Consider the following 14030-nt stretch of genomic DNA (forward strand, 5'->3'; position numbering starts at 1 on the left):
AGAATTAATGCAAGATAAGACTTTTTTGATGATACCAGGTCCTACACCAGTACCTGAATCAGCATTAGTAGAAATGGGAAAACACCCTATGGCACATAGAAGTAAAGAATTTTCAAATATACTCAAAGAAGTTTATGAAGATTTAAAATATGTGTTTCAGACAAAGAATGATGTATTTTTATTTACAGCAAGCGGAACAGGTGCAATGTGTGCTGCTTTGGAAAACCTTATTAATGAAGGCGATAAAGTATTATGTCTGTCTATTGGTAATTTTGGAAGCAGATGGGCTAAGATTGCTGCAAGCAGAGGAGCTGTTGTAACAAAGATCGAAGTTGAGGCAGGTAAAGTAATAAAACCTGAAATGCTTGAAGAGGCTTTAAATAAGGATAAAGATATAAAAATAGTAACGCTTACTCATAGCGAAACTTCAACTGGTGCTGCTAATGATGTCAAAACTTTATGTTCTATAATAAAAAAACATGGAGCTGTATCTGTTGTTGACGGCATAACAAGTTTATGTGCTATGGAGTTTAAAACTGATGAATGGAATATTGATGTAGCTATATCAGGTTCTCAAAAAGGATTTATGATTGCCCCTGGTCTTTCTTTTTTAACAGCTAGCGAAGATGCTTTTAAAATGCATGAGAAATGCAAATATCCTAGTTTTTATTTTAATTGGACTGAGCATAAAAAATCTTTAGCTAAGGATACTACGCCTTTTACACCTGCTGTTAATTTGATAGCTTCTCTTCATACAGCTTTGAAAATGATAAAAGAAGAGGGTATTGAAAATGTTAATAAAAGACATAAAAAGTTTTCTCTTGCTTTAAGAGCTGCTGTAAAAGCTATAGGATTAAAACTTCTTGTTGAAGATGACAGTAATGCAAGCTATGCTATAACTTCAATACTTCCTCCAGAAGGAATAAGCGTTCCAGATATAAGAAAAACTCTAAAAGATGATTATGATATTATAGTAGCAAACGGACAGGGTGCTTTGGAAAATAAAATATTCAGAATAGGTACTTTGGGATATGTATGCGAACGCGATTTGATAATGGCAGTTGGTTCTTTGGAGGCTAGTTTGCTTAAACTTGGTTATAAGTTTGAATTAGGAAGCGGAGTTAAAAAATTGATAGAAGAACTAAATAAATAATAAATATTTTGGATTGTTTTATATATTCTAATATAGTTAGGAATAATTATATTAGAATATTTTATTTTTTAGTAATAATAAAAAGCTAGAAAGACTGTATTGATAATTTATTATTGAGGAGCTTATGGTTTTTTTCGAGCGTAACAACAACAAAGCGAGCCGAAGCCATCTGACAAACTTGTTTGGCAGATAATTATAGGCGAAGGCGAGCATAACAACAATAAGAAAAAGCTGTATTGATAATTTATTATCGAGGAGTTTATAGGCTTTTTCAAGCATAACAATGATAAAGCGAGCCGAAGCCATCTGACAAACTTGTTTGGCAGATAATTATAGGCTTTTTCGAGCATAACAACAATAAGAAAAAGCTGTATTGATAATTTATTATTGAGGAGCTTATAGGCTTTTTTGAGCATAACAACAACAGCGAGAAAAAGCCGCCTCGATAATTTATTATCGAGGAGCTTATAGGCTTTTTTGAGCATAACAACAATAGGAGATAATATATGAAGGTTTTGATAACTGATAAAGTAAATGAATGTGTAAAGGATATAATAGCTGATGTTTCTGAGGCTGTGTTTCTTCCTACAATGAGTGAAGATGAACTTGTAAGCATTATAGGGGAGTATGATGCTTTAATGGTAAGAAGTCAGACTAAAGTAACAAAAAGAATTATAGAAGCTGGAAAAAATTTAAAGATTATAGGACGTGCTGGAGTAGGGGTGGATAATATAGATGTAGAAGCTGCTACAGAGAAGGGTATAATAGTAGTAAACTCTCCAGATGGAAATACTATTGCAGCATCAGAACATACTATAGCTTTAATGCTTGCAGTATCAAGAAATATAGTACCAGCGGCCGTATCAACTAAAGAAGCTAAATGGGAAAGAGATAAGTTTACAGGTAATGAGCTTTTCGGTAAAACTTTAGGTGTTATGGGTTTTGGAAGAATTGGAAGAAAGGTTGTTCATATTGCTTTGGCTATTGGAATGAAAGTACTAGTTTATGATCCATTTGCTACTGAAGAGATTGTACAAAAGACTGGAGCTATTTATGAAACTTCTTTAGATGATTTTTTACCAAAACTTGATTATTTATCACTTCATATACCTAAAACTCCAGAAACTAATAATATCATAAATAAAGACAATATTAGTAAAATGAAAAATACCGCTATAATTATTAACTGTTCAAGAGGCGGACTTGTTAATGAAGAAGATTTAAAAAATGCATTGGAAAACGGAACTATAGCAGCAGCAGCGGTAGATGTTTTTGTAAATGAACCTAAAATAGAAACATGCCCATTAACACAGTATAAAAATAATAATTTAATACTTACTCCTCATCTTGGAGCAAGTACAAAAGAGGCACAAATAAATGTGGCTTTGGACGTTGCCAAACAGATAAAACAAGTACTTTCTGGAGGATATACAGAATCAGCAGTTAATATACCTTCTCTTAATCCAGAGAAATTAGAACCTGTTAAAGACTATATGAAAATAGCAGAGAATGCAGGGGAAATGATAATGCAGCTTGCTAATGGTAAAATAAAATCATTAGAAATAACTGCTCAAGGAGATTTAATTAATTTAGATATTCAGCCTCTTGAAGTAGCCATACTAAAAGGTGCATTATCTTATATGTTCCAAGATGTTAATTATGTTAATGCTCCTTATCTTGCTAAGCAAAGAGGAATCGAAGTAAAAACTGTTAAATCAGAAGCTCCTTCTACATTCACTGGAATACTTAAAGTAAAATTAATTACTGATAAAGATGTAACAAGCGTATCAGTGTCATTAATAGCCAAAAACATTGCTAGAATAGTTAAATTAAATGATTATGATGTTATAATTAAGCCTCAGCCTCATATATTGGTTGTTCCTCATATAAACCAGCCTGCTATGGTAGCTAAAGTTGCAGCTGTGCTTTCAGCTGATGGTATTAATATTGGTTCAATGAGTGTATCAGAAAATATCAAAGGAAGCAATATGTCTATAATGGCTATAAACGTTGATAGAAGTATAGGAAATGATGTTATAACAAAAATTTCTAATATAGAAGGCGTTCATGAGCCTAAATATGTAAGACTTACAGCAGAGTATACTTTATAAAATTATAAGGATAAATAAAAATGAAATTAGCAGTTTTTGATTTTGATTCTACTTTAATGGACGGGGAAACCTTAGATATTATTGCAAGAGAAACAAATTTTGCAAAAGAGATATCTGAAATTACAGCAAAAGGAATGAGAGGCGAGATTGATTTTTTTGAAAGTCTTCAAATGAGAGTATCTTTGCTTAAGGGGATAAAATTAGAAACTGTTAATGAAATTTGCAGTTCTCTTCCTATAATGAACGGGGCTAAAGAAACTATTGATGAACTTCATAAAAAAGGATATAAATGTGTATGCTTTTCTGGAGGTTTTAAAAATGCTACTGTTTTATTTGCTCAAAAACTTAATTTAGATGCTGAGTTTGCAAATATTTTCCATGTAAAAGATAATGTGCTTACAGGGAAAGTAGGAGGAGAGATGATGTTTTCTGACAGCAAAGGAAACATGCTTTTTACTCTTCAAAAACTTCTTAATGTATCTTATGATGATACTTTAGTAGTGGGAGATGGGGCTAATGATTTGAGTATGTTTAAGTATGCTAAAAATAGGGCAGCTTTCTGTGCTAAAGAAGTTCTTAAAAAAGAGGCTAATATCATAATAGATAAAAAAGATTTAAGACTTATATTAGATAATATTTAATTAAAAATTAATTGTTTATACAAAAAGTTTATTGATAAAAGAGGCTTAAATATTTTAGGTCTCTTTTTTATTATTTTTTATTGTTTATATAATAGACTTGTTTCAAAACTAAATTTATTAATATTTATAAATTTTTAATTTAATATTTTTAAATTATAGTTGGTGCTTTGCCCACCGCTCTGCGTGCTTACGCAAAACCCCACTTCTTTTGGTGACCCAAAGAAGCAAAAGGACTGCATATTTATATATTAAAAAGATAAATTATACAACATGTAAAACATATAAATTATATAATAATTAATATTATGTAATTTAGCATAAAACAATAAACTATTAAAATTATTTGTCAAGTACTTTTTCAACAAGTCTATTTTGATTTTTATAATAAAAAGGAGCTCTATTAAAATAAAACTCCTTTTAATTTTTTATTATAAATTTTTTGTTAGATATATTTTAGTAATTATCTTTTGTCCATAGTAATAAACTCTTGAGGCTCTATAACATTTTTATATGCAGGTCTTATTATTCTTCTGTCATCAAAATTAAGCTCTTCTATTCTATGAGCACACCAGCCTACTATTCTTGACATAGCAAATAATGGGGTGTAAATCTCTTTAGGTATGCCTAGCATATCGTATATAAAACCAGAATAAAGGTCTACATTGGCACAAACTCTCTTTTTATCGCCTTTTACTTTTATAAAGCATTCAACTGCTCTTTCTTCTATTAATTCCAAAAATTGAAGTTCGCATTCTTTTTTCTTTTCTTTAGCAAGCTGACGTGCTAAATCTTTTAATATAACAGCCCTAGGGTCTGATAAAGTATAAACAGCATGTCCCATACCGTATATAAGACCGCTTTTATCGTATGCTTCTTTATTAAGCATTTTTGTAAGATAATCATCTATTTCATTTATATCTTCCCAATTATCTATAGCCTCTTTCAAATGAATAAACATATCCATAACTTTAGCATTAGCTCCTCCATGCAAATCTCCTTTGAGAGAGCCTATTCCTGCGGATATGCTTGAATAGGTATCAGTTCTTGATGAGCTTGTAACACGTACTGTAAATGTAGAGTTGTTACCGCCGCCATGATCTGCATGAAGAATTAATAATAAATCAAGCATTCTGGCTTCTAAAGGTGTGAACTCCTGTTTAAGCATATATAAAAAGTTTTCGGCCATAGAGTATTTAGGTTTAGGAAGCGTAATATTCAAATATTTTTGGTTGACACTGTATTTATACATATTGTAGGCATAGGCAATAACTGCTGGAAATCTTGCTATTAATTGTATAGACTGAAGCATTAAATTATCTAATGATAAATCTTCTGGATTAGGATCATGAATATACATTTCAAGAACACTTCTTGATAATATATTCATAATATTCTGACCTTCCAAATCTATTATATTCATAATAGTTTTTTTATACAAATACATATTTTCAGCTATGAGTTCTCTAAAAGATTGTAGTCTTTCCTCATCTGGAAGTTTTCCAGAAAGAAGCAGATAACAAACCTCTTCATAACCGAAACGTTTATTTTTTAATATGTCTTCAGCTATATCATTTATACTATATCCCCTGTAATATAGTTTGCCGTCTATAGGATATACATTTCCATTTTCATCTTTCTCATATCCTACAACATCACCTACATTTGTAAGTCCTACAAGCACACCTGTTCCGTCTTCATTTCTAAGCCCCTTTTTTACATTATATTTTTGAAAAAGTTCGCTATCAATTTTTATACGTTTGCTTGAATGGTCGTATAGTTTGTATAGTAGGTATTCTTTTTTCATAATAAACTCCTTTATTATTAATTTTTAGTTTATAAAATATAATGTTTGTTCTTAATAAAAAATAAATTATAATAGAGAAACTATTTTTTCTCCAAACTCTTTAGTACCAAGCGATACTCCGTTATTCATAAAGCTAGCTAAATCTTCAGTAGCATATCCGCTTTCAAAAGATCTTTCTAATGCATTTATTATTAACTCAGAAGCCTTATTCATATTAATATACTCTAATGCCATAACAGAAGAAAGTATCAATGAACAAGGATTGGCTTTATTTTTTCCAGCTATATCAGGAGCAGTGCCATGAGTTGCTTCAAAAATAGCATGTCCTGTTTTATAATTGATATTTCCGCCCGGTGCTATACCAATTCCTCCAACCATTGCTGCTAATTGATCAGATATATAATCGCCGTTTAAGTTTAACGTAGCTATTACAGAAAAATCCTCAGATTTTAATAATGTGTTTTGTAAAAAAGCATCAGTAATATTATCTTTTATTATAATTTTTCCGTTTTCTTTGGCTTCTTTTAATTTAGCTTTTGCTTTATCTTCTCCAAATTCTTTTTTTATCTCAGCATATTCTTCCATAGTGAAAGTTTCATTAGCAAATTCTTTTCTTGCAAGTTCGTATCCGTATTTTTTGAATCCGCCTTCAGTAAATTTCATTATATTTCCTTTATGTACTAAAGTTACAGAAGGAAGTTTGTTTTCAATGGCGTATTCTATGGCAGAGCGTATAAGTCTTTTTGAACCTTCTTCTGATACAGGTTTTACTCCGAAAGATGAAGTTTCTGGAAATCTTACCTTTGTTACTCCCATTTCATTTTTTAGGAAGTTATAAAATTTCTTAGCTTCTTCTGTGCCTGTTTTCCATTCTATACCTGCATATATATCTTCTGTATTTTCTCTAAAGACCGCCATATTAACTTTATTAGGCTTTTTTATAGGAGAAGAAGTGCCTTTAAACCATCTTACAGGTCTTAAACATACATATAAATCTAAAGTCTGACGAAGTGTTACATTTAAAGAACGCATACCTTCTCCAACAGGAGTAGTTAAAGGTCCTTTTATACCTATAAGATATTCTTTAAAAATATTTATAGTGTCATCAGGAAGAGGAGTTCCCAATTCTTTTTGTGCCTTATCTCCAGCAAGTACTTCTTTCCATTCTATAGATTTTTCTCCGTTATATGCTTTTTTTACGGCTTCATTTACTATCATTTGCGAAACAGGTGTGATTTCTGCTCCTACTCCGTCTCCTTCTATAAAAGGTATTGTTACTTGATTTGGTACTATTAATTTACCGTTTTTCATTTCTAATTTGCTCATATAAAAATCCTATTACTTTTAATTAATTTGCTGTTATCAATAAACTTTGTTTTATTAGATGATAACAACTAAGTATTTATATTTATTAATAAAAATTTCACAATTTTTCTATTTCTTCTACACTTAATCCTGTATATTTTGAAATAGTATTGAAATCTATTTTATCATTTTTCATATTCCTTGCTGTTGTTATTTGGTTTTCTTTAATGCCTTCTTTAATACCTTCTTCTTTTCCTAATCTTCGTTCTTCTTCAAGCATTATTTGATTTCCGTATAGATATGCCTGTCTTTTATCGTATTCGTTCATCATTAACCTATCTTTTATGAAGTTGTTATATCTTTTTTGTACTTCTTCCATTATGGGTTTTTCTTTAACTAATTCAGACATAATTGCCTCCTTATTATCTTTCATAGTAAAAAATTTAAGCCAGCAATTCAAATCAGGCTTGAGTAAATTATATTTAAACTTTTTTAATTCTATTATATGTATCTGCAAATGATCTGTAAGAAGTCTTTTATTATTGGTATCATAAATCATATAGCAGGAATGTATATTATCAGAGTCATCTAAATTGAAATCAAGTAAATTAATACTTATTACTGGAGTAAGAGCATCATATTTTTCACCATGTTTTAATAATTTACTGTAATTAGAAGCCCAATAATATAGTATGCGTTCTGGAAATCTTGAATTGCCTTGTAATTGTATTTCTATAATAACAACAGTTCCATTTTGAGTAATGCATTTAACATCTGCAATGGTTTCTTTATCTTCATAGTTCTCCTTATAATTAAATGGAGTAAGAATTTCTACGCTTCTAAAAGTTTTCATACCAGAATCAAGCATTGTTGAATTAATAAAATCAAGTAATATAAGATTACTGTCTTTAGATGAGAATAGATATCTCACAAAATAATCATTTAATACATTAATATTTTTTGTTTCGCTCATAATTTTATTATATTATAATTTATTATTTCTCTAAAGCCTTTTATTGTTGTTATGCTCGAAAAAGCCTATGAGACCCTCGATAATGACTTATCGAGGCGGCTTTTTCTTATTTATATATTAAAAAATCTCGCTTATAAAGAGCTTATAACTTCCTTCGTCAGTTATAAGCTGCTCGATTTTTTAATTTTTATTATTTTTCTAAAGCTAATATATCATCATAACCTTTTTCTCTAGCTATATCAAATACAGTCTTCTTTTCCTTATTTACAACTGTAGTGTCTGCTCCTTTCTCTATTAAAAGTTTAACAAGCTCGGTTTTTCCATTGTCTATAGCCTGAAGCAGTAAAGGATAACCATCTTCTGAAGGTGTAGGAGTATTTACATCGGCACCTTGCTCTATTAAATACTTTGCCATTTCTGTATCACTATTATAAAGAGTTCCAGACAATAATGAAATATTTACATTTGGATAGTATTCTTCAAGTTCATATTTCATAGCAGGGTCAATGCCTTTTGAAACTAAATATTTTACTATATCCAAACAGCCAGACTGAACAGCATAACGAATTAAAGGATAGCCATAATTATCAACATAATTTATATCAGCTCCATATTCAGCAAGCATTTTAAATTTTTCTAAATCACATTTTGATTCTCCAACTCCAATTGTTTCAAATAATATAGGAAAAGGTTCTTCCCAGCCGTACTCAACATCTACTTTAGCACCTGCATCTAATAATTCTTTCATTATTTTTAAACTATTTTCATTTGTAGACATTACTGCTGAATGTAAAGCATCAATATTTCCTTCTCCTCTAAAATTAACATTTGCCCCTCTTTTCATAAACTCTTTTACAAGTTCTAAATCTCCCTTTGCAGAAGCTGTTTTTAATGGACTCTCATTATCAACATAAGTCTGATCAACATTAGCACCGTAAGAAAGTAATTGAGTAACCATTTTTTTATCCCCGTATTTTACTGCCATTATTAAACTTCTTTCTCCATTTTTCTCTTCCCAGCTTTTTAAAGATTCTGCATCTTTTACATTTTTAAGCTCATTAAAAGCCTCCAAATCCCATTCTGGTACTTCAGTATCAGTATTAATTTCTCCAGTATTATTATCTTCAGCATATTCATCATTATTAGATATTTCTGTATTATTGGTATTAACGGCATTAGTATTTGCAGTTACTTCTGTATTATCAGTTTTTTTAGAATTACAGCTTATTATACTAATTAATATTAAAGCTGTTATAATTATTTTTTTCATTTAATTACCCCCTTAATCACTATTTTTTATTATAATATCATAACTAAATATAAAAGTAAATAAAATACTAATTTCGATAAACTTATTATTATATATAAAAAATCTAGCTTTAAAATCTCTATCAGCTTTTAGCTGATAGACGCTCGATTTTTTATTTATTGCTGCTATGCTCGAAAAAGCATATGAGACCCTCGATAATGACTTATCGAGGCGGCTTTTTCTCACTTTATTATTTATTGCTATATAATTCAGTAGGCTCGCTTATATTATTTTTCTAAAGCTGCAATCTCATCATAGCCTTGTTCTTTAGCTAAATCAAAAATTGTTTTTCCGTCTTTATCAACAACAGAAGTATCTGCACCTTTCTCTATCAAAAGTTTAAGAAGTTCAATATTTTCAGCTCTAAGAGCAACGAATATTAAAGGTAAACCAGAAACACTATCAGTTTGAGTATTAATATCAGCACCTTGTTCTATTAAATATTCTGCTATTTCTGTATTTTTATTCCCTACTGCAGCATTAAGTAATGAATAACTTTTACCTGAATATGAATAACCATTGGTATATGTCATAGCAGGGTCAACACCTTGAGAAACTAAATATTTTACTATATCAATGCATTCTTGTGAAACAGCATAAGCAATTACAGGACCATACTCAAAATTTGAATAATTTATATCTGCTCCATGTTCAGTAAGAAGTTTAACCTTTTCTAAACCGCATCTTTTTATAGCAGGATATAATATATTATCTTCATTTTCTTCTTTAGTACCATAAATAATATCAGTGCCTGCTCCTGCATTTAATAATTCCTTTACTACTTCAAAATGATAATTTTTTTCAGACTCTACAGCAGAATATAAAGCGTCTATATTTGCTTGATATTCTTCTCTAAAATTAACATCAGCACCTTGCTTGATAAGTTCTTTTACAAGTTTCAAATATCCCTTTTCTGAAGCTAATTTTAAAGGAGTCCTATTATCATCTTTCATATTTACATCAGCACCATAAGATATTAATTCAATAGCCTTTTCTTCTGTAGGAAATTTATCAATAGCAAATACTAAAGAAGATTTACTCGGATTTTTTGACTGCCATTCATCGAAAGATTTTTTATCTTTTATAGAATCAATTTCATTAAATAATTTTTCTTCCTCTTCTAACATTGTAGTTTTATATGTATTCCACATATTATTAGAAGCATATCCCTGATAGATTTCATTATTATTATTTGATTCTGAATTATTTGTTTTTTCACTTTTACCAGAACTGCAGCTTATTATACTGATTAATATTAAAGCTGTTATAATTATTTTTTTCATAAAACGATTCCCAATTTTTATATTACTAATTATAGTAAAATATTTTTGCTTTGTCAATTTTATAATCTATAAATAACTTACTATGTTTTATAAACTGACATTTAAGATATGCCGTATATTTAATTAACTTTATAACTTAATTTTTCATTAAAGTGTTCAAAGCACCGCCGTTTTTAAACCATTCAATCTGTGCTTCATTATATGTATGCATAACCTCAAATGTATATTCGCTTCCGTCTTCATGAATAAGTTTAACAGTTAAGTTTTGTTTAGGCTTAAAATTATCAAGTCCTAATATAGTTATTTTGTCTTTTTCCTGTATTTTATTATAATCATCTTTATCTTTAAAAGTTATAGCAAGCATACCTTGTTTTTTCAAGTTTGTTTCATGTATTCTAGCAAAATTTTTAGCAAGTACAGCCTTGACATTCAAAAATCTAGGCTCCATTGCAGCATGCTCTCTGCTTGAGCCTTCTCCGTAATTTTCTTCTGCCACTACTACAGATGATATATTTTTTTGTTTGTATTCTTTCGCTGTTTTTGAAACTTCTTCATAATTGTTATTTAATTGATTGAATACAGAGTTTGTTTTATCATTAAAGAAATTGACAGCTCCCATAAGCATGTTGTCTGATATATTTTCTAAATGTCCTCTAAATTTAAGCCAAGGTCCAGCCATTGATATATGATCTGTAGTGCATTTACCTTTAACTTTTATTAAGAGAGGCATATTGTTAAAGTCTTTAATATTGAATTTATCGAAAGGCTTTAATAATTGTAAGCGTTTAGAATCTTTATCTATTACAATTTCAATTTTAGGGTCTGGATTATTCTGTCTTTTTTTATTTTCTGTGTTTAATCCGTTTTTTGGTAAAGCTATTCCTATAGGAGCATCGAGTTTAACTTCTTTTCCTTCTTCATTTGTAAGAGTATCTTTGAGAGGATTAAATCTCAAATCTCCTGCTATACTCAAAGCCATTACAGTTTCTGGAGAAGCAACGAATGCATGAGTATTAGGATTGCCGTCTGCACGTTTTGCAAAGTTTCTATTAAAAGATGTTACTATAGAGTTTGCTCTTGTATTGTCTTTCTCCTGTCTGTTCCATTGTCCTATACAAGGTCCGCAGGCATTAGTCATTATAACAGCACCAATTTTTTTAAAGTCATCTATTATTCCGTCTCTTAATGCTGCATTATAAGACGCTTCAGAACCGGGATTAATAATTATTTTTGATTTTACTTTTAATTTTTTATCTATAACCTGACGTGCTATTGAGGCAGCTTTACTTAAATCATGATAAGAAGAATTGGTACAAGAACCTATTAAACCAACTTCCATATCAGTAGGGTATTTATTTTCTTCTACTTTTTTGGCGAACTCGCTTATAGTACAAGCAGCATCTGGAGTAAATGGTCCGTTTAAGTACGGTTCTAATTCGGATAAATTAATCTCTATTATTTTATCATAATATTTTTCTGGATTATCATATACTTCTTTATCAGCTTTTAAGTTGTCAATATTTTCTTCTGCAAGTTTTGCCGCATCTTCGCGTCCTGTAGCAATCAAATATTCTTTTATATTATTATCATAAGGAAATATTGAAGTAGTAGCTCCCACTTCAGCACCCATATTGCATATAGAGGCCTTTCCAGCAGCTGATAGGGTAGAAGCACCTTCTCCGAAATATTCTATTATAGAATTAGTGCCTCCTTTTACTGTCAAAATTCCTGCCAATTTTAATATAACATCTTTAGCACTAGCCCAGCCGTTTAGAGAACCTGTTAATTTTACTCCTATTATATTAGGTATTTTTAATTCCCATTCCATACCAGTCATAACATCTACAGCATCAGCTCCTCCCACGCCTATAGCGAGCATTCCAAGTCCTCCAGCATTAGGAGTATGAGAGTCTGTACCTATCATCATACCTGCAGGAAAAGCGTAATTTTCTAACACTATTTGATGTATTATACCAGAACCTGCTTCCCAAAAACCAAGTCCGTATTTTTTTGCAACGCTTTCTAAAAAATTATAAACTTCTTTATTTATATTAAGTGCATTTTTCAAATCTTCTTCAGCACCTTTGCATGCTTCTATTAAGTGATCGCAGTGTATTGTAGCAGGTACGGCAGAAGATGTTTTTCCAGCATTCATAAACTGAAGAAGTGCCATTTGAGCTGTAGCGTCCTGCATTGCCACTCTGTCTGGTCTGAAATCTGCGTAATCTTCTCCCCTTTTAAAATCTTTTATACTTTTTTCATCGTATAGGTGAGCGTATAGTATTTTTTCTGATAATGTTAATGCTCTGTTTAACTTTTGTTTTACATTATTAACTTTGTTAGAATAGTTTGAATAAAAATTTCTTATCATTTCAATATCGTAAATTTCCATGATTAATACCTTTTATAATAATATTGCTATAGAGTATTACTATATAACAATATTCATTTTTTATCAATAGCATTATAATTTTTTTATTTTTTTAGGAACTTTTATTTATACTGTTCGTCTAATAAAGCAAATAGAAACAATCAAATAATAAATTGAAAAGTAGGAGATTAATCAATGAAAACAAAAATATTATTAACAACACTTATAATAACTTTAATGTCATCTATGGTTTTTGCTCAAGTACCGCCTCCTCCTCCAGCAGCAGGTTATGATGTTCCTCCAAGAGGAAGAGAAGCTGCTCCAAGACCTAGGGCAGGAGGACCTAAAGGTGATATATATAGAATGTGCAGAAATGCTGGTATATATTTGTCAGATGAACAGCTTAATCAAATTAGCTCTATTAATTATGAATATGAACTAAAAATTAATGATTTAGAATACCAAAAAAGAAATATAGACTATAAATTTAGAATTGAAAGAGAAAAAATAGATATAGACTTAAATATAATAAAAGATTTAATTAATCAAAAAAAAGAGCTAGAAAAAGAAATAGATTATCTTAGAGTAGAAAAAGATGTTTCTATGCTTGATGTTCTAACAGATGAACAATTACAGCAATTAAATACATATAGAATGAGATATTACTATTACAGATAATATAATTCCATAAAATATAATATACGAGGTTAAAAAAGGGGCAGTCAATACTGCCTCTTTTTTTAATTTATAATATTTGTCTCAAAAACTAGACTTGTTTCAAAACTATTTTTATTTATAATTGCGGGGACTAGCCCCCACACCCCCACTTCTTTTGGTGACCCATACGAAGTACGCCTGCGGCGAGAAGCAAAAAGACTGCATATTTATATATTAAAATGATAAATTATACAACATGTAAACATACGATTTGCATGATAATTAATATTATATAATTTATCATAAAACAATAAACTATTAAAATGCACAGGAGCCAGACATATTGCATTAAGTATTCCTTAATTTCTTGAAGTATAACACAGGTGTATAATAATTTAAAGCAGAATGTATACGTTTATGATT

At 29.9% G+C, this 14030-nt stretch carries 10 protein-coding genes; 4 read left to right on the forward strand and 6 right to left on the reverse strand.

Going from position 1 to position 14030, the window contains the following annotated elements:
* Positions 1-7: 7 nt before the first annotated feature.
* The 3 genes from Q1X91_RS11320 to serB all read left to right on the forward strand — a co-directional run bounded on the left by Q1X91_RS11320 (position 8) and on the right by serB (position 3905).
* A complete protein-coding gene (locus Q1X91_RS11320) occupies positions 8-1153 on the forward strand; it encodes an alanine--glyoxylate aminotransferase family protein (protein ID WP_366945517.1) in 1146 nt (381 codons plus the stop codon).
* A gap of 506 nt (positions 1154-1659) precedes the next feature.
* On the forward strand, positions 1660-3264 hold the full coding sequence (gene serA / locus Q1X91_RS11325) for a phosphoglycerate dehydrogenase (protein WP_300757386.1): 1605 nt from the start codon (positions 1660-1662) through the stop codon (positions 3262-3264).
* 20 nt (positions 3265-3284) lie between these two features.
* Positions 3285-3905: a phosphoserine phosphatase SerB gene (gene serB / locus Q1X91_RS11330; RefSeq protein WP_300757389.1), complete on the forward strand. Its 621-nt coding sequence runs from the start codon at positions 3285-3287 to the stop codon at positions 3903-3905.
* A gap of 460 nt (positions 3906-4365) precedes the next feature.
* On the opposite strand, the gene Q1X91_RS11335 is transcribed toward serB, so the two are convergent.
* From Q1X91_RS11335 to Q1X91_RS11360, 6 genes are all read right to left on the reverse strand, one after another.
* The gene (locus Q1X91_RS11335) at positions 4366-5709 is read right to left on the reverse strand and encodes a citrate/2-methylcitrate synthase (RefSeq protein WP_300757392.1); all 1344 of its coding nucleotides are present in this window, start codon (positions 5707-5709) and stop codon (positions 4366-4368) included.
* 66 nt (positions 5710-5775) lie between these two features.
* A complete protein-coding gene (gene icd, locus Q1X91_RS11340) occupies positions 5776-7035 on the reverse strand; it encodes an NADP-dependent isocitrate dehydrogenase (RefSeq protein ID WP_300757400.1) in 1260 nt (419 codons plus the stop codon).
* Between the two features lie 97 nt (positions 7036-7132).
* The gene (locus Q1X91_RS11345; protein ID WP_300757403.1) at positions 7133-7987 is read right to left on the reverse strand and encodes an Rpn family recombination-promoting nuclease/putative transposase; all 855 of its coding nucleotides are present in this window, start codon (positions 7985-7987) and stop codon (positions 7133-7135) included.
* A 190-nt stretch (positions 7988-8177) separates the two neighbouring features.
* A complete protein-coding gene (locus tag Q1X91_RS11350; RefSeq protein WP_300757406.1) occupies positions 8178-9257 on the reverse strand; it encodes an ankyrin repeat domain-containing protein in 1080 nt (359 codons plus the stop codon).
* Between the two features lie 266 nt (positions 9258-9523).
* Positions 9524-10579: an ankyrin repeat domain-containing protein gene (locus Q1X91_RS11355; protein ID WP_300757409.1), complete on the reverse strand. Its 1056-nt coding sequence runs from the start codon at positions 10577-10579 to the stop codon at positions 9524-9526.
* Between the two features lie 136 nt (positions 10580-10715).
* The gene (locus tag Q1X91_RS11360) at positions 10716-12971 is read right to left on the reverse strand and encodes an aconitate hydratase (protein WP_300757411.1); all 2256 of its coding nucleotides are present in this window, start codon (positions 12969-12971) and stop codon (positions 10716-10718) included.
* A gap of 174 nt (positions 12972-13145) precedes the next feature.
* On the opposite strand from Q1X91_RS11360, the gene Q1X91_RS11365 reads away from it, so the two are divergent.
* The gene (locus Q1X91_RS11365) at positions 13146-13628 is read left to right on the forward strand and encodes a hypothetical protein (RefSeq protein WP_300757414.1); all 483 of its coding nucleotides are present in this window, start codon (positions 13146-13148) and stop codon (positions 13626-13628) included.
* Positions 13629-14030 lie beyond the last annotated feature (402 nt).

It is taken from the genome of uncultured Brachyspira sp., assembly GCF_949287625.1.
In the GTDB taxonomy this organism is placed as follows: Bacteria; Spirochaetota; Brachyspiria; order Brachyspirales; family Brachyspiraceae; genus Brachyspira.